Origin of the sequence: Alloscardovia macacae, from assembly GCF_002259705.1 — a bacterium.
Classification (GTDB): Bacteria; Actinomycetota; Actinomycetes; order Actinomycetales; family Bifidobacteriaceae; genus Alloscardovia; species Alloscardovia macacae.
This window is the reverse complement of record NZ_MWWT01000008.1, coordinates 1-17,409: the sequence shown is the minus strand read 5'-3', so window position 1 is coordinate 17,409 and position 17,409 is coordinate 1. Positions and strand designations below refer to the sequence as shown.

Annotated in this window: 15 protein-coding genes and 2 tRNA genes; 16 read left to right on the top strand and 1 reads right to left on the bottom strand. The window is 58.7% G+C overall.

All coding sequences use genetic code 11. The features are described from left to right. The first annotated feature begins 84 nt into the window (after window positions 1-84). The 6 genes from tyrS to recN all read left to right on the top strand — a co-directional run bounded on the left by tyrS (window position 85) and on the right by recN (window position 7,520). Entirely contained in the window at window positions 85-1,404 is a 1,320-nt protein-coding gene (tyrS, locus tag ALMA_RS05935; protein ID WP_086105956.1) for a tyrosine--tRNA ligase, read from the top strand. A 2-nt stretch (window positions 1,405-1,406) separates the two neighbouring features. After that, window positions 1,407-2,963 (top strand): tetratricopeptide repeat protein, encoded by a 1,557-nt coding sequence (locus tag ALMA_RS05930; RefSeq protein WP_094726797.1) that lies wholly within the window; start codon window positions 1,407-1,409, stop codon window positions 2,961-2,963. Window positions 2,964-2,983: 20 nt separating this feature from the next. Beyond that, window positions 2,984-4,051, top strand: coding sequence for an HAD-IIA family hydrolase (locus ALMA_RS05925; RefSeq protein ID WP_169712323.1), 1,068 nt, complete (start codon window positions 2,984-2,986; stop codon window positions 4,049-4,051). Next, window positions 4,051-4,800, top strand: coding sequence for a TlyA family RNA methyltransferase (locus ALMA_RS05920; RefSeq protein ID WP_094726795.1), 750 nt, complete (start codon window positions 4,051-4,053; stop codon window positions 4,798-4,800). The genes ALMA_RS05925 and ALMA_RS05920 overlap by 1 nt, the downstream gene beginning before the upstream one ends. 74 nt (window positions 4,801-4,874) lie before the next feature. After that, a complete protein-coding gene (locus ALMA_RS05915) occupies window positions 4,875-5,786 on the top strand; it encodes an NAD kinase (protein WP_094726794.1) in 912 nt (303 codons plus the stop codon). Continuing rightward, entirely contained in the window at window positions 5,787-7,520 is a 1,734-nt protein-coding gene (gene recN / locus ALMA_RS05910) for a DNA repair protein RecN (RefSeq protein ID WP_094726793.1), read from the top strand. 157 nt (window positions 7,521-7,677) lie between these two features. On the opposite strand, the gene thrC is transcribed toward recN, so the two are convergent. Beyond that, a complete protein-coding gene (gene thrC, locus ALMA_RS05905; RefSeq protein WP_094726792.1) occupies window positions 7,678-9,213 on the bottom strand; it encodes a threonine synthase in 1,536 nt (511 codons plus the stop codon). Window positions 9,214-9,300: 87 nt separating this feature from the next. Between thrC and ALMA_RS05900 the strand changes: the two genes are divergently transcribed. The 10 genes from ALMA_RS05900 to ALMA_RS05855 all read left to right on the top strand — a co-directional run bounded on the left by ALMA_RS05900 (window position 9,301) and on the right by ALMA_RS05855 (window position 17,211). Further along, window positions 9,301-10,572 (top strand): glutamate-5-semialdehyde dehydrogenase, encoded by a 1,272-nt coding sequence (locus tag ALMA_RS05900; protein WP_094726791.1) that lies wholly within the window; start codon window positions 9,301-9,303, stop codon window positions 10,570-10,572. Further along, window positions 10,569-11,045, top strand: coding sequence for a hypothetical protein (locus ALMA_RS05895; RefSeq protein WP_094726790.1), 477 nt, complete (start codon window positions 10,569-10,571; stop codon window positions 11,043-11,045). The genes ALMA_RS05900 and ALMA_RS05895 overlap by 4 nt, the downstream gene beginning before the upstream one ends. Continuing rightward, on the top strand, window positions 11,042-11,785 hold the full coding sequence (nadD, locus tag ALMA_RS05890; RefSeq protein WP_094726789.1) for a nicotinate-nucleotide adenylyltransferase: 744 nt from the start codon (window positions 11,042-11,044) through the stop codon (window positions 11,783-11,785). The genes ALMA_RS05895 and nadD overlap by 4 nt, the downstream gene beginning before the upstream one ends. A gap of 329 nt (window positions 11,786-12,114) precedes the next feature. Further along, window positions 12,115-13,128: a ribose-phosphate diphosphokinase gene (locus ALMA_RS05885; protein ID WP_086106955.1), complete on the top strand. Its 1,014-nt coding sequence runs from the start codon at window positions 12,115-12,117 to the stop codon at window positions 13,126-13,128. Window positions 13,129-13,214: 86 nt separating this feature from the next. Next, window positions 13,215-13,285: transfer RNA gene (locus tag ALMA_RS05880), tRNA-Gln, on the top strand. Between the two features lie 172 nt (window positions 13,286-13,457). Then, the gene (locus tag ALMA_RS05875; RefSeq protein ID WP_086106954.1) at window positions 13,458-14,255 is read left to right on the top strand and encodes an HAD-IIA family hydrolase; all 798 of its coding nucleotides are present in this window, start codon (window positions 13,458-13,460) and stop codon (window positions 14,253-14,255) included. Between the two features lie 38 nt (window positions 14,256-14,293). Then, entirely contained in the window at window positions 14,294-15,679 is a 1,386-nt protein-coding gene (gene glmU / locus ALMA_RS05870) for a bifunctional UDP-N-acetylglucosamine diphosphorylase/glucosamine-1-phosphate N-acetyltransferase GlmU (RefSeq protein WP_094726788.1), read from the top strand. Window positions 15,680-15,736: 57 nt separating this feature from the next. Then, window positions 15,737-16,207, top strand: coding sequence for a ribosome silencing factor (gene rsfS, locus ALMA_RS05865; RefSeq protein WP_094726787.1), 471 nt, complete (start codon window positions 15,737-15,739; stop codon window positions 16,205-16,207). Window positions 16,208-16,217: 10 nt separating this feature from the next. After that, window positions 16,218-17,015, top strand: a complete 798-nt coding sequence (locus ALMA_RS05860; RefSeq protein ID WP_094726786.1) for a histidine phosphatase family protein — start codon at window positions 16,218-16,220, stop codon at window positions 17,013-17,015. Between the two features lie 123 nt (window positions 17,016-17,138). Then, window positions 17,139-17,211, top strand: a tRNA-Ala gene (locus ALMA_RS05855). Window positions 17,212-17,409 lie beyond the last annotated feature (198 nt).

Genomic DNA, 17,409 nt, shown 5'->3' with positions numbered 1-17,409 from the left:
GGGGCTAAAAGTCGCGCTCACATGGGAAACTGAAATGAAAAATTGTTTTCACTGACATAGCTAAGTATGGAGGAAAGTTTTCCGATGGCTCAGGTAAGGAACTACAAGGAAGCAGGGTTTAACTCGCTCCTTGAAGAACTGGAATGGCGTGGTTTGATAAACCAGTCTACTGATCGCGAGCAGCTTGCTGCGGCTCTGGGCGGAGAACCTATTACGTATTATTGCGGATTCGACCCTACCGCACCATCTATCCACATCGGAAACCTCGTTCAGGTCCTTATGCTGCGTCACCTGCAGGAAGCAGGCCATCATCCTATCGCTCTCGTAGGTGGAGCCACTGGTCTTATCGGTGACCCTCGCCAGAGTGGTGAGCGTGTGCTGAACTCGAAGGACATCGTGGCACAGTGGACGGAGCGTCTGCGTGAGCAGATATCCCGCTACCTCGTCACCGATGGGGATAACCCAGTGCGCTTTGTCTCGAACTATGACTGGACCGCGCAGATGAACGTCATCGACTTCCTGCGTGACGTCGGTAAGAACTTCCGCCTCGGCACTATGCTGGCGAAGGATACCGTGGCTCGCCGTCTGAATTCGGATGAGGGCATCTCCTTCACGGAGTTCAGCTATCAGGTACTTCAGGGCCATGACTTCCTCTACCTCTTCGACCACTATGGAGTCACCCTCCAGACCGGTGGCGCAGATCAGTGGGGTAACCTCACCTCTGGCCTCGACCTCATTCGTAAAGTACGTGGTGAGTCGGTGAATGTGCTCACTTCTCCTATTATCACGGACTCTCAGGGGAAGAAGTTCGGTAAGTCTGAGGGTGGCGCCATCTGGCTCGACCCTACCATGTTCAGCACATATAAGTTCTACCAGTTCTGGTTTAACCAGCCAGACAGTGAAGTAGTGAAGCTGCTGAAGTACTTCACCTTCCTGCCGAAGGACGAGATAGAGCGTCTCGAAAAGGAAGTAGAGACGAATCCTGGTGCTCGTGAAGCACAGCGCACTCTCGCGTGGGAAGTGACGAGCTTCGTACGTGGTGAGAAGGCAGCTCAGTCTGCCATCGATGCATCTGCAGCACTCTTTGGTCGTGGCGAGCTCACCGATCTCGACGAGGAGACTCTCGAGGCGGCGCTCGAAGGCGTGAAAGTGGACGATGAGAACGGTCAGAAGGTCTTCGCCGCAGGTGAAGCAGGCATGCGCGTAGCAGAAGCAGGCGTGGCATCCGGCCTCTTTAAGTCTCTGTCTGAGGCACGCAAGACCATCGCTGGCGGTGGTGTGTATGTGAATAATCAGCGTGTAGAGGACGCTGACGCTGTCTTAAGCAGCGAAGATTTCCTCTTTAATCGTTTCGCTCTCGTTCGTCGAGGCAAGAAGGCACTTGGTGCTGTGGAGGCTCAGTAAGAATGGCTGAAAATCAAGGTGGACGCCGCTTCGGCGGTAATGGTTCTGCGCGTCGTGGTGGCGCTGGTAACGGCGGATCGCGTGGTGGGAGCGGATCTCGCGGAGGAAAGTTCGGCGCACGCCGTGGAAACGGTGGCGGGCATTCCGGCGGGAAGTTCGGCGGCTACCGCTCGGATCGTCGTCGTGAGGATGGCGAGGAGCGTCGTTTCGACCGTCATGACCGCCAGGAGCAGCGCGACGGCGGTAAGCGTTTTGATCGCCGTGACGACCGTAGGGACGACCGCCGCGATGATCGTCGCGACGGGGAGCGCCGTGGTGGCCAGCGCCGCTTCGAGCGGGACGGCGAGCGTCGTTTCGACCGTCGCGATGACCGCAGAGATAATCGCCGTGGTGAGCGCCGTGATGGTGAGCGCCGTAACCCACGCTACGAGCGTGATGACCGTAGGGATGACCGTCGCGAGAACCGTCGTTTCGACGAGAACCGTCCAAACCACGACGAGCGTCAGTTCGAAGGCCGCGCAGATGGCCGTGGAGACCGTCGTAGCTTTAGTAACCAGCGCGGTAACCATCAGGGTCGTCAGTCGTCGGCGAACTATGATAAGCCACGCCGTAATTCGGATGGCACGCTGAGCTTCCCATCGCAGAATCCGTATACCGACCGTCGTCCGGGCGAGCCGAAGATGCCGAAGGGCCTCGAATGGTCCATGCTCTCGAAGGATGAGAAGGAGCGTCTGCGCGGTCTGTCGAAGGAGCATGCGGAGAACATCGGCTTGCACATGCTGGCTGCGTACGCGCTGGAAGAGGATGACCCTCAGCTCGCTATGGAGCATGCACAGTGGGTGGCTCGTCAGGCGTCGCGCGTGGACGTGACCCGTGAGACGCTGGCTTTCGTCGCGTATCGTCAGGGCAATTATAAGCTCGCCCTGCGTGAGTTCCGTACCGCATTCCGTATGAACGGCTACGGAGACTACCTGCCATTCATGGCAGACTGCGAACGTGGTCTGGGTAACCCACAGAAGGCTGTGGACATAGCCCTGTCGGATGATGCGAAGCGTCTGCATGGTGAAGCGAAGGCAGAGCTCTTCCTCGTGTACGCTGGAGCACTCGCTGACCTCGACCTCTTTGATAAAGCTGTAGAGATAGTACACACCATCTCGCATGCGAAGGGCGTGGGCGGTGCATACCGCATGCGCGCTGTTCAGGCTGAGCAGAACTTCCTCGAGCTGGCTGGACGCAGTGAGGAAGCAGAAGCACTGAACGACCTGCTGGACAGCCTGGAGAATCAGTACGCAGATGCAGATGACCTCGACGAGGATGACGTCTACGTGGATAATGACCTCGAAGTCGTAGACGAAGCCATGCTCGAAGGCCTCGGCATAGACCCACGCGAGATGGCTGCATATCTGGATGCTCAGCAGCCGGATGCGGCTGAAGACTCCGAAGACTCCGAAGAATCCGACGAAGAGTCTGAAGAGCCTGCTGACGAGTCTCCAGCTGAAGAAGCAGAGCCAGAAACCGAAGAAACAGAAGAAACCGAAGAAGAACAGACCGAGGAGTAACACACGTGACCTATCCCACTATGATTCAGGGAAGTAGCACACCACTGGCACAGCGTTATGAGCTGGCCTTACTGGATCTCGATGGGGTAGTGTACCTCGGTGCGAATCCTGTGGTGTATGCGGCCGATGGCATCCGCCAGGCCGCAGCACTCGGGATGCGCATAGCGTATACCACGAATAATCCGTCGCGTTTCCCGCACGTCGTCGCCGAGCAGATTAGCAGCTTCGGCATCGATGCTCACGCCGAAGACGTGATCACCTCAGCCATGGTCTCTGCGGCCATGCTCTCACAGAAGCTCCCTGAAGGCGCGAAGGTCCTCGTCATCGGAAAAGACCATCTGAAAGATGAGCTGACGAAGGCTGGCCTCACAGTCGTCGAATCCCATACCGACCATCCGGATGCTGTTATTCAGTCCTGGTTCCCTGAGATAGGCTGGGCTCATCTCGCAGAAGCGGCATATGCCATCGAGCAGGGCGCCCAGTATTTCGTGACGAACAGAGACCTCACCATCCCGCGCGAAGGCGGCATCGCTCCTGGAAACGGAGCGCTCCAGATTCCTGTCATCGAAGCGACGGGCCAGCAGCCTCAAGCTTCTGCCGGAAAGCCAGAAGCAGCCATGTATCATCAGGCTCGTCACCTCTTCAGCCCGACAGACGAGATGGTGACCACGGAGCGCTGCCTGCCAGTGGGAGACCGTCTCGACACAGACATCGAAGCAGCGAACCGTGGCGGATATGACAGTGCTGTGGTCCTTACGGGCGTAGCAGACGCTGAGCAGATTATCCTCGCGAAGCCTATCCTGCGTCCTACGTACATCTGCGCAGACCTTCTCGGCCTGAGTCAGCCTCAGCCGGCAGTGACGACGAGTGAGAACGGTAGCGACACCCGTAACTTCCTCTGCGAAAACGCTCGCGCGTGGGTGACTGACGAGACGCTGCATGTCGAGGTTGATGGCGAAAAAATTGGCCCAGAAGACGAGATACGCAGTCTGAACGCTCTGCGCGCGGCTGCCAGCGCGGCCTGGGCAGCAGCAGATGCGGGCGAAAGCGTACGCATTCTGCCGAAATTCGCGCGGACTCTCGTCTAATGCAGCGCCTCGATCTCGCGCTCGTAGCGCGCGGACTCGCTCCGAGCCGGTCGCGCGCCCAGCAGCTCATCGACTCGGGCGCCGTCCTTGTGAACGGCAGCGCGGATCGCGCGAAAGCCTCGCTGAAGGTGAGCGATGCGGATACGCTGGAATTGCAGGAGGACGTGCGCTCGAGCGGGAAGTACGTCTCGCGCGGCGCTATCAAACTCGTCGAAGCGCTCGACATCTTTTCGAAAGACGGCCTGCCGAGCGTGACGGGGACGCATTGCCTCGACGTGGGCGCATCGACCGGCGGATTTACGCAAGTTCTGCTCGAAGCGGGCGCCGCGCACGTGCTCGCGCTCGACGTGGGCCACGGTCAGCTCGACCCGCTCATCGCGCACGACCCGCGCGTTACGGACATGAGCGGCGTGAATGTGCGCGCCGTCGAGCCGGGCGACCTGCCGTACGCGCCTGACCTCGTCGTCTCGGACGTCTCCTTCATCTCGCTGACCTACGTGCTGCCCGTGCTGGCCGCGGTTATGCGTCCGGCCGCGCATGCCGTTCTGCTGATTAAACCCCAATTCGAAGTGGGCCGCTCGAAGCTCGGCAAAGGCGGCATAGTCACGCGCGAGGAGTACCGTCAGGAGGCCGTGGAGCGTGTGGTCAGCTGCGCCGAAGAATGCGGTTTTAGTGTGCGTGGACTGACGCCTTCAGCCATTACGGGAACGCACGGGAATCAGGAATATCTCGTGTGGCTCGAAAGGTAGGCATAGAGCTTAATTGACCCCCCGACACGGTAGAATGATTACACGTATTTTAAGAAAAAAGGGGTGGGAACGACATGAGTGAGGACATGCAGCGCACGGCCGTCATCGTTACCCATGCTGCCTTGCGCCAGAACTCGACGGTGAGTGATGCCGTAGCGCAGCTCGAAAATCTCGGATTTAGCGTTCAGGTGCGCGATGACATCCCTGACGTGCAGGAGTTCGGACATCACGCTGAGCCGGTGAGTGAGGACGTGGAGATAGTGGTGGTCCTCGGGGGCGACGGCACCATTCTTCGCGCGGCTGAGCTCGTGAAAGGCACGGACGTCCCCATCGTGGGTATAAACACCGGGCATGTGGGCTTCCTCGCCGAGTTCGAAAGCTCGGAGCTGTCTGAGGCTATGCGCCGCATAGCGCGCCACGAGTACACCATCGAAGAACGCATGATAGCAGCCGTCGAGCTGTATAATCCAGACGGCAGTCCGAGTGGCCTGTGTGACTGGGCGCTGAACGACGTACTTCTCAAGGCGGAAGACCGCTCGCGCATGGTGGAGATAGGCGTGAGCGTAGATGATGTGGCCACGAGTTCCTTCGGCTGCGACGGTATCGTGGTATCCACGCCTACGGGCTCTACAGCGTATGCATTTTCCGCGGGAAGTCCCGTTATCTGGCCTGGGGTAGAAGCGCTCGAGCTGACTCCTATAGCGGCGCACGCGCTCTTTACGCACCCGCTTATCATCGGTTCCACTTCTACCTTTGACCTGCGTGTGCTGGAAGCTTCGGGCTCGGATGGCTGGATATGCTGTGACGGACGGCGGCAGAAGGTTATTCCGAAAGGCTCGCGTGTGCGTGTGCGCCAGTCGGCCAGCGTGCTCAGGCTCGCGCGGCTGGGCGAGGCGAACTTTACAAACAGGCTGGTTCGAAAGTTCGACCTTCCTGTGCGCGGATGGCGTGAGACGGCGTTAGAAAAGAAAGGACATGTGAAGTAAGTGCTCGAAGAGTTAGAGATTCGCGCTCTGGGGCCTATTCAGCAGGCGCGCATTATGCTCGCCCCACACGCTGGGATGAATGCCATCACCGGTGAGACGGGTGCGGGTAAATCCATGCTGCTGAACGCCATCGAGCTCATTTCGGGCGCGCAGTCCCAGCCTGCTCGCGTGGGCGTGGACGCGGATCAGTCCTGGGTTCAGGCCATATTCGACGTCTCGGGGAATGACCGCGTGCTCCAGCTCGCAGACGAGGCGGGCAGCGAGTGCGAGGATGATCAGCTGTTCATCACGCGTACCGTGCCGAAGTCCGGCCGTTCGCGCTCGGTTCTGAACGGGCGGAGCGTGCCGCGTGGCGTTTTAAAAAATATGACGTCACAGCTGGTGACCATTCATGGTCAGTCCGAGCAGCTGAAGATAGCGAATGCCGTGAAGCAGCGTGAGTTTCTCGATTCTTTCGCTGCCAATTCTTCTGCTCGCTCCGCGTATTCTCAGGCGTATACGCAGTACAGTGCGCTGAAAGAAAAGCTCGATAAGCTGCGCCACGCGCAGTCCGATGCAGTGGCACAGATAGACTACCTGCGCGATGCCATCTCTCGGATAGAGACCGTAGACCCTCACGTGGGTGAGGATGAGGAGCTGAAAGCTCAGCGAGACTATATAGAAAGTGCCACAGAGATAGCTCTGGCACGCGGTGGGGCGTTAATGGCGCTGGATGCATCTGCGGGAGAGGCGGATGAGCCGAGCGTCTCCGAGCTTCTCGCACGAGCCATTCATGCGTTGCGCAGCGTGGAGCACATAGAAAAAATGGGGGCTCTCGTCTCCAGACTCGAAGCGGCGAGCGACGAGATTCAGGACATCGTCTACGCACTGAGCCAGGATGCAGATGATGACATCAGCCCGCAGGACCTCGACACTATTAATGAACGCATTCATGACCTCGACGAGCTGATGAAGCGCTGGGGGCCGAGCCTCGATGATGTGCTGGCGTGGAAAGAAAAAGCACAGTTCGACCTAGAGGATCTCGATGCCTCTCCGGAGCGGATTCAGGAACTCGAAAAGGAGCTTGAGAAGAGTCTCGAAAAGGCGAAGGATGCTGCTCGGACACTGACTGCCACGCGCGTAGCTGCAGCTGAGGAGCTGGGCTCGCGTGTGACCGAGGAGCTCAAGTCCTTGGCCATGGAAGGCTCTGAGCTGCACATCAGCGTCACGTCGCGAGACGAGCTGGATAGCTTCGGAGCGGATAGCGTAACCTTCGAGTTTGTTCCATTCCCAGGGTCGCCGCGGCTTCCTTTGGGGAAGAGTGCTTCGGGCGGTGAGCTTAGCCGTCTTATGCTCGCGCTAGAATTAGTATCCTTCGAGAAAAAACATGCGCGAGAAGGCGATGCGGATGAAAACGCACCGCGTGGCTCCGTGCCTACTCTCATCTTCGACGAAATCGATGCAGGTGTGGGCGGAAAAGCCGCGGCTGAACTCGGTAAGCGCTTAGCTCTGCTGGCACGTGGTGCGCAGATTATCGTGGTCACGCATCTGCCGCAGGTAGCTGCATGGGCGAATAAACAGTTCGTCGTCGCGAAGGAAAAAACTCGTGATGGGGCATATACCACCGTCACACACGTGGATAAGGAGGAGCGCGTCGCTGAGATAGCGCGCATGCTCTCCGGGTCTCAGTCAGACATGTCACTTCAGCATGCGGCTGAGCTGATAGAAGAATGTACCTTGCGTATAGAGGGTTAAAAAGAGGCGGGCTCCTCTGGCTGTGTGCCGGAGGAGCCCGTTCTCGTATGGGTAGTTAATATAAAATGCGGCTTTTCGAGAAGCCCATCGAAAAATCAACGAACTGCCCGAAAAGTCGCACACGCAGACGTACAGCGCCAGCCGAGCCGGCCAGCCCCTACGCAGCCGCCCCCGAAGCCCCAGCGAACTTCGCCGCCATAGTCCGCACATACGCCGGCATCTCGTCCACGTCTATCTCATCCGTAAAGCGTGGCAGCTGTCCTTCCAGCGAGCGCAGCGCAGTCGGCGCCGGCACACCACTGAGATCAGCCAGCGCATCCATGCACGCGAAGTCGCTTTCCGGCGCGGCCACTCCCAGAGCAGACAGCACAGCGCGTGGGAACTTATACGGCGACGCGGTAGACAGCACCACGCGTGGAGCCGTCGGTGTCCCCTCAGTGACGCTGAGAGCGTGATACGCGCAGGCTGTGTGGGGGTCGATGACGTAGCCGTTCTCGTCCCAGCAGTCGCGGATGGCCGCGCGCACCTGGTCTTCGTCCGCCCACGCGCAGTCGAAGACTTCACGAATCTTGCGCATCACGCCCGACGGCACTTCGTAGCGTCCCGTTTCCGCGAGATCGTTCATGAGGCGCGAGATGAGCTCGGTGTCCCCGTCGCTGAAGTAGTACAGCATGCGTTCGAGATTCGACGAAATGAGGATATCCATGCTCGGGGAGATGGTCGTGAAGAATTCGCGGTTGCGGTCGTACACGCCGGTCGTGAGGAAGTCGTAGAGCACGTTATTTTTATCCGAGGCCACGACGAGCTTACCCACCGGCAGCCCGAGGCGCTTGGCATAGTATCCGGCGAGGATGTCGCCGAAGTTTCCGGTCGGCACGAGGAAGTCCACCTCGTCACCGAAATTTATCTCCTGAGTGAAGAGCAGCTGAGCGTATGCCGCGCAGTAGTAGACGACCTGAGGCACGAGGCGTCCCACGTTTATGGAGTTCGCGCTGGACAGACGCGTGTGTGCGTTTTCCTCGAGATCTGCGGCGAGAGCGGCGTCGCCGAAGATGGCCTTCACCTTACTCTGCGCGTCGTCGAAATTCCCGTGCACCGCCACGACGCCCACGTTCTGACCGCTCTGCGTGATCATCTGCATGCGCTGGACCTCGCTGACCTGCCCGGCTGGGTAGAAGACCACGATGCCCGTAGAGTCCACGTCCGCGAAGCCGTCGAGCGCCGCCTTTCCGGTGTCGCCGCTCGTGGCCGTGAGGATGAGGACGCGCTCTTTTCCTTCTGCCAATTCTTCCTGTGACTGCGCCTCGCCCTCCTTCACGTGCGTGTGCGCCATGAAGCGTGGAAGTGCCTGCAAAGCCACATCCTTAAATGCTGAGGTAGGGCCGTGGAAGAGCTCAAGCACATAATTCATGCCCAGAGACTTCAGCGGCGTCACGTCCTCATCCTTAAAGGAGCTATAGGCCCCCTCGATGCACTCGCGCAGCTCGTCATCGCTAAAATCAGGCAGCAGAAGGCGTAGAACCTCGAGAGCTATCTCCTGGTAGCTCTTTCCTGGAAGACTTTCCACATCCAGAGTGCGCTCACCGAGGCTGTCACTGACGAAGAGACCACCATCATCTGCTATGCCCTGACGTATGGCCTGTTTCGCAGTGACCTGGATATCTGTGCTGCGTGTGCTGTGAAAAAGTTCCATGCTCGCCCTTTCCGCTCTGTACTATGTAATCCTCATCTTAGCGTGAAACACGCCTAAATGTGCCCCTCGGAGCTTAGAATGAGACGTATGACAGAAGTGATGACTCAAGTACAGCAGCAGGCATTAGCTGCGAAGGTGGCACAGCGCGCCTTAGAGGCTCTCACGAGTGCTGAACGTACAGCTCTCGTACGCGCTGTGGCAGACGCTCTCGAAAGCCGTGCGAGTGAGATAGAAGCAGCGAATGCGCTGGACATGGAGCGCGCTCGCGAGGACGGCATGCCGCAGGGTACTTTGGACCGCCTGCTCTTTACTGCCGAGCGCGTGAAGGCCAGTGTGCAGGGTATGCGCGACGTGGCAGCACTGCATGACCCAGTGGGCGAAGTGGTTCGTGGTATGACCATGGAAAACGGTATGCGCCTGGTCCAGTCGCGCGTGCCGATGGGCGTGGTAGCCATGATTTACGAAGCACGCCCGAATGTGACAGTGGATGTCCTCGCTCTGACTTTGAAGTCCGGGAATGCCGTCATCGTGCGCGGCGGTCATGCTGCAGAGAAGACGAATGCAGCCACTGTGAGCATCGTGCGCGAGACTCTCGAAGCGCACGGTATGAATCCTGACCTCGTCAGCACGGTAGATCCGCTCGGACGTGAGGGCGCGCAGGCTCTCATGGAAGCGCGCGGATACGTGGATCTGCTCGTGCCACGCGGAAGTGCGCGCCTCATCCAGTATGTGGCTGAGCATGCCCGCGTACCGTTCATCGAGACGGGTGCGGGGAACGTGCACATCTACGTGGATAAGGCGGCAGACTTCGAGAAAGCTGTGCCGGTCATTATGAATGCGAAGACGCAGCGCATCAGTGTGTGTAATGCGGCTGAGAAGCTTCTCGTCCACGCGGACGTGGCGGCTGATTTCCTGCCACGCGTCGCTGCTGTCCTCGCTGAGAAGAACGTCGAGCTGCGTGCCGACGAGCGCGCGTACGAGATCCTCGCTGCTGCAGGCTTCCCGGCCGTGCGTGCGAGCGAGGACGACTGGGATACCGAGTACCTAGATTACATCCTCGGCGTGAAGGTGGTCGATTCGCTGGAGGGGGCGATTGACCATATCAACGCGCACTCCACGAAGCACACGGAAGCCATCCTGAGCGAAGACTACAGCGCCGTCGAACGCTTCACACGCGACGTGGAAAGCGCGGTCATCATGGTAAACGCATCCACGCGCTTCACGGACGGAAGTCAGTTCGGATTCGGAGCAGAACTCGGCATCTCCACGCAGAAACTGCACGCACGCGGGCCGATGGGACTCGCGGAACTGACCACGACGCATTGGGTAGGATACGGAACAGGACAGGTACGCGCATGACCTCACAGAACCTGTACGCGGACGCGCTCGCCGCGGAAGAACTCGAACCGCGCACGCTGCTGCGCATCGCCTCCGAGCGCCTGAGCACGGTGCGGTACGTCTTCGTGGTCGCCATAGAAGACGGAATCGCGAACGTCACCCAGCGCAGTGCACTCGAATATTCGGACGCAGTGCTGCTCGGATGGCCAGACATGGACGCGCCAGACGTGCGTGACGCCGAAGCGCCAAACGAGGTAGCGGACTTCCTCGTCGAGCTCGAAAAGCGCATCGACGTCTTCCGCGCGGCCGAACGCGAAAACGACGTGGAGACCATGGCAGATACGCTCATCCGCATCAGCGAATACGTGGCGCGCGTGCGCAAAGCCTACCAGCCGAAATTCCTCCTGCCGACGTATGCGGAAATCCGCCGCTACGTGCAGCAGCAGTGGGAGGAGGAGATGCAGGAGCCTGCGGAGTCGGGGGAGGGTGCGTGAGCGAAAATCCTACTGTCACAAACGGTACTGTCACAAACGGTACTGTCACAAACGTTACTGTCACAAACGCGGCGAACGACCCATCCGCACTCTCCGCGAAACGCCGATCCGCGCGCGGTCACGTGCATGATCGACCGCGCATAGGCATCATGGGTGGCACATTCGACCCTATCCATAACGGCCACCTCGTGGCTGCATCCGAGGTGGCGTGGGTCTATGACCTCGACGAAGTCATCTTCGTGCCGACCGGACGGCCAGTGTTTAAGCAGAATAAAGTGGTGACGAACCCGGAAGACCGCTACCTCATGACGGTCATAGCCACGGCTGCAAATCCGCGTTTTTCTGTCTCGCGCGTGGATATCGAGCGGCCGGGAATCACGTATACCATCGATACCTTGCGCGATATTCGCGCGGCTCGCCCAGACGCGGACCTCTTCTTTATCACAGGCGCAGACGCGCTCGCAGAGATCATGAAGTGGAAAGATGCGGATGAGATGTGGTCGCTCGCGCATTTCGTGGGTGTGACCAGGCCGGGCTATGCCATGGATACCGGCAGTCTCGATGTGCCGTCCGAAGTTCCGTCGGATGCGGTGGATGTGCTGGAAATCCCTGCACTGGCCATCTCGTCTACGGATATCCGTCGCAGGTCGCATGCTGGCGAGCCAGTATGGTATCTCGTGCCCGACGGCGTGGTGCAGTACATCTCGAAGCACGGGCTGTATGCCGGGCTGGGGGTGTAGGGCTGGACTGGGCTGTGTTGTGACTGCGGCCGGCTGGGCTGGCTGGGCTGGCTGCGGTTGTGGCTGCGGCTGGGCGGGCCGATGGTGAAAAAATGGCGACTTTTCTTGAAGTCTGTTGAAAAAAAATCATGATGTGAGTGGCACTTTTTCGACGAACCTCAAGAAAAGTCGCCATTTTTTTCAGCATCGTATATTTCGCTGCGAAGAAAACTGCACATCGTCTCACGCCGCGCTCCACCCCACACGCACCCCACACGCCACGCGCCCCACTGTCACACTTCCCCGATAGAATATCAGGTAACGATGTTCATTTACTGTTTGGAGTTACTGTGAGTGCAGTCCTCGAAGGCAAACCTGATAAGAATCTTATTCTGGTTACAGGTCGTTCTCATCCGAAGCTGGCAGCGGATGTAGCGAAGGCATTAGGTGTAGATGTTCTAGAAACGACGCAGTATGACTTTGCGAATGGCGAGATGTATGTCCGTTATACGCAGTCGGTGCGCGGTGCGGATGTATTTGTTCTGCAGACGGCTACCCAGCCTACGAATAAGTTCATCATGGAGCACCTCATCATGATAGACGCGCTGAAGCGTGCATCGGCGAATTCCATCACCGCTGTGTGCCCTCTGATGCCATATTCGCGTCAGGATAAGAAGCATCAGGGCCGCGAGCCTATCTCCTCGCGTCTGGTCTTCGACCTTCTGCACACTGCAGGCGCAGACCGCATCATGTCTGTGGACCTGCACGCAGCACAGTCCCAGGGCTTCTTCGACGGCCCAGTGGACCACCTGCAGGCCATGCCAGTGCTCGTAGATTACGTGCGGGACTGCCTGGACCTGAGTAACGTGGCTGTGGTCTCCCCAGATGCTGGACGCATCAAGGTGGCAGAGCAGTGGGCTCAGCGTCTGGGGGGCGCTCCTCTGTCCTTTGTGCATAAGACGCGTGACATCACGCGCCCGAACCACGCTGTGGCGAACCGCGTCGTGGGTGACGTCGAAGGTAAGGACTGCGTGCTCGTGGATGATCTCATCGACACCGGCGGCACCATCGCTGAGGCATGCCACGTTATCATGGCGGCCGGCGCGAAGTCGGTGACTGTCGTGGCTACGCATGGCGTCTTCTCTGGTCCTGCTATCGAGCGTCTGCAGAAGTGCGGTGCGCGCGAGGTCGTCATTACGGATACTGTGCCTATTCCTGCTGAGAAGCGCTGGGATGGTCTGACCGTCCTGAGCATCGCCCCGCTGCTGGCATCCGGCATTCGCGCGGTCTTCGAGGACACCTCCATGGCGAAGGTCTTCGATAACTATCCGACGCACCATCAGGGGACGTTCCAGTTCGGCTAGTTTTTTTAAAAGCCCAATTCTTCCTCGAGCACATCTGCCCGTGTCGCACACGTGACGCATATGTGGTAGAGTGCTCTAGAGGACATTCCCCCATGGTGTAATGGCAGCACACGGGTCTTTGGAACCCTTTGTCTTGGTTCGAGTCCAGGTGGGGGAACTCATCAGAAAGGCTGGCGCTCTGCGAAAGCGATGCGCCAGCCTTTCCTATTCTTAGCATTCTCAGCGAACACTCAGGAAGACCTGATACGATAGAGCCGTACGGATATTATAGTAAGTAGCTATACGAAGGAAAGCGCTCACAGGGAGCGTGAAAAGAAAGGTGGATCACTATGACCACACATCAGATAGACACATGGCTGACAGACATGGACGGCGTGCTCGTGCACGAGCAGCGTGCTCTTCCAGGAGCAGCAGAATTCATTCAGGCTCTCCGGGATAATGACCGTAAGTTCCTCGTTCTGACGAATAACCCTATGTACACCCCGCGTGACCTTTCGGCACGTCTGCGCCTGAGCGGCATAGACATTCCAGAAGATCACATCTGGACCTCGGCTCTGGCCACGGCTCAGTTCGTCTCCCAGACCATCCCAGGTGGCTCGGCATACGTCATCGGTGAGGCAGGCCTCACCACGGCTCTGCACGAGGCTGGATACATTCTTTCGGACAGGAACCCGGATTACGTCATCCTCGGTGAGACGCGTAACTACTCGTTTGAAGCCATTACCACGGCAGTGCGCCTCATTCTGAACGGTGCACGCTTCATCTCTACGAACCCGGATAATGCGGGTCCGAGCGACCAGGGCATTCTGCCATCCACGGGTGCTGTGGCAGCACTCATTACGAATGCGACCGGCCGCGAACCATACTTCATCGGTAAGCCGAACCCTATCATGTTCCGCACGGCTCTGAACCGCCTCGGCGCACACTCGGCCACCACGGCCATGATTGGCGACCGTATGGATACAGACATTATCGCTGGTGTGGAAGCAGGTCTGCACACCTTCCTCACGCTCACGGGTGTGACCGCGAAGGATCAGGTCGAGGCCTTCCCATACCGCCCGAGCCACGTGGTGGACTCCATCGGAGACCTCATCTCCATCGCTCAGAGCGGCGAAGTCGAAGAGTAAATTGGCCACAGGAAAAAAAGGAGCACGAGGACTACCAGATGAGCATTACAGCAGCTATCGTTCTAGCAGCAGGCGAGGGAACGCGCATGAAGTCGAGCACGCCGAAAGTGCTGCACTCCATAGCCGGAAAGACCTTCCTCCAGCGCGTCATGCTGGCCGTGGGCGGAACGGAGCCACAGGCGGTCGCCGTGGTCGTGCGAAACCAGGCCGAACGCGTGGCCGCCGCTGCGACGAGCTATAACGAGCAGGCGCTCATCGTGCATCAGGATGACATCCCGGGCACGGGTAGGGCCGTGCAGTGCGCTATGGACGAGTTGACAGCAGAAGGAAGCCTCAGCGGAACGGTGCTCGTCGTAGCGGGCGACATGCCTATGCTGGACGGCGCCACCCTGCGCTCACTCGTGCACGAACACGAGGAAAGCGGGAACGTGGCCACTATCCTCACGTGTCTGCTGGATAATCCGTTCGGATACGGACGCATCATCCGCGACTCGGCGGGCGGCTTCGTGCGCATCGTGGAGCAGAAGGACGGCTCGGATAGCGAGCTGGCTGTCCACGAGGTGAACACGTCCGTCTATGCGTTTGACGCGTCCGTGCTCGCTCAGTCCATCGAAAAGCTCAATTCTTCGAATGCCCAGGGTGAGTTCTACCTCACCGACGCTCTGGCGAACGCACATGAGCTGGGGAACGTGGGACTCGTCACCGTCTCGAATCCACTACGTGTGGAAGGCGTGAACGACCGCGTGCAGCTCGCGAAGCTGGCGAAAGCGCATAATCAGGAGATTTGCGAGTACTGGATGCGCGAAGGCGTGACCATTCTCGACCCTGAGACCACGTGGATAGAAGATGACGTGGTCCTCGAAGCTGACGCCGTCATCCTGCCAGGCTCCTACCTGCAGGGAAGTACCTTTGTGGCGGCTGAAGCAGTAGTGGGGCCAGATACGACGCTGATTAATGCGCGTGTGGAGCGCGGGGCTACGGTAGAACGCTCGCGCGTGGAGTCCACGAGGATCGGACAAGAGGCGACCATCGGCCCGTGGACGTACCTGCGCCCAGGAAATGAACTGGGTAAGGGCACGAAGGCGGGAGCATTCGTGGAGATGAAGAAGGCCGTCATCGACGAAGGCACGAAGGTGCCTCACCTGAGCTACATCGGCGATGCACATATCCACCACCACACGAACATAGGCGGCGGAACCATTACGGCGAACTACGACGGCGTGCATAAGCTCCACACGGAGATAGGCGCACACTCGCACATCGGTGCAGGGAACATGTTCGTGGCTCCAGTGACCGTGGGGGAGAACGTCACGACAGGGTCGGGCTCGGTGGTACGTCACGACGTGCCTGCAGACTCCATGGTGTACTCCGAGAACACACAGCACGTGGTCGAAGGCTGGAAGCCAGCCTGGGAACGCGAGTAATTTTTTTGATTTTTTATCGGGGCCTGAAAGGGCTTAAGAGGGGAACGGATTTTTAGTATGGCAGCATTTGACGAATCGATACAGATGGCACGCACAGCAGCACTGGCTGCAGACGAGATGAAGGGCGAAGACATCGTGGCATTCGACGTGTCCGAGCCACTGGGGCTGACGGACATGTTCCTTATAGCCACGGGCTCGTCGCCACGCCACGTCCTGTCCATCGCAGAAGAAGTGGAAAAGCAGCTCTACCTCAAGCATGGGCTGAATCCACGCGAACGCGAAGGACTCGAAGAAGGCCAGTGGGTTCTGCTGGACTTCGGCGACATCGTGGTACACATCATGGATCAGGATTCGCGTGACTTCTACGACCTCGAGCGCTTGTGGAAGGACTGCCCACGCACGGATCTGCAGCTGCCGGAGCGCGGTGAGTCTGAGGGTGTCTCTGAGGAGGACGGTGCAGACGCGGACGAATTCGAGGACGCGGAGGGTGACGGTGCAGACGACGCGGAATTCGAAGACGCGGAGTAAGCGAGAAAGTATGACGACCACGGCTCCACTGAACGACATTACCTCCACCTCGCAGGGAAAGACGAACCATGCGCGCTTCATCACGCTCGTTCGTCACGGGCGCACGCGCTATAACGCAGAAAACCGCCTCCAGGGGCAGATAGACATCCCGCTCGACGAGGTGGGGCGCTGGCAGATCCAGCAGACCGCTGCGGAACTGCGGCGGCTGTATGTGGGCGGCTGGACTGAGGACGGGGCGGTTTCTGGCCTGAATGCTGAAGAAGGGCAGCAGGAGAAGTGTCAGGAGAAGCCGCTCGTGGTCACCTCGACGCTTGGCCGCGCTCAGGAGACCGCACATGCCTTCGCAGATGCCCTCGGCGTTCCTGTGCACGTGGATGACCGTGTGAAGGAACGCGGCTTCGGTGAGCTGGAAGGCATGCCGGTGACGGAAATGCAGAAGCGCTGGCCAGAAGACTTCGAAAGCTGGCGAAACTTCGGCGACGGTGAGCTCTCTCATGGGGCAGAGCCAAAGGCTGAGGTAGGTCGTCGTGGAGCCGAGGCGGTGAATGAGTGGGCACATACCGTAGACTCGGATACGCAGCTCTTCGTCTTCTCGCATGGTGCGTGGATAAACCAGGTAGTGAATACTCTCATGGGCTGGAGCGAATTCCACTCAGATTTCGCTGACCTCGTGAGCATGCGCAACGCGTTCTGGACTAGGCTCATGCTCTTCGATATGCCTGATGGATCTGAACGCTACCGCCTCGTGGACTATGCGCATGGTCCTGTGGCTGCGTATACGCAGGACTGGGATAATCCGGAGGTGTAGGGGCTGGGAATCGCCTCGGCGGAATCTCCTCAGCGGAAAAGCCCTCTGGAGGAAATCCTTACAGCGAAATCCGCGACACGATTTGCATGAGAGAAAAAACTCATGTATAGTAAAAAAGTCTTCGGGGCTATGGCGCAGCTGGTAGCGCATCTGCATGGCATGCAGGGGGTCACGGGTTCGAATCCCGTTAGCTCCACGAAGCAAGACCTCGGCTGGAAAGCCGAGGTCTTTTTTGTTTTGCGGTGTGGTGACGGTGAAAGCCGGCATATAGGAACTAAAGTTATTGCTTAAGTTTGTGTTAGGCGTTGTGTTTCTTGGTGTTAGGGCGTGTTGAGGTTTTCTTCTGATACCTTGTGGGTGTGTCATAGAAGGTATGAGACATGTTTCTGCCCAA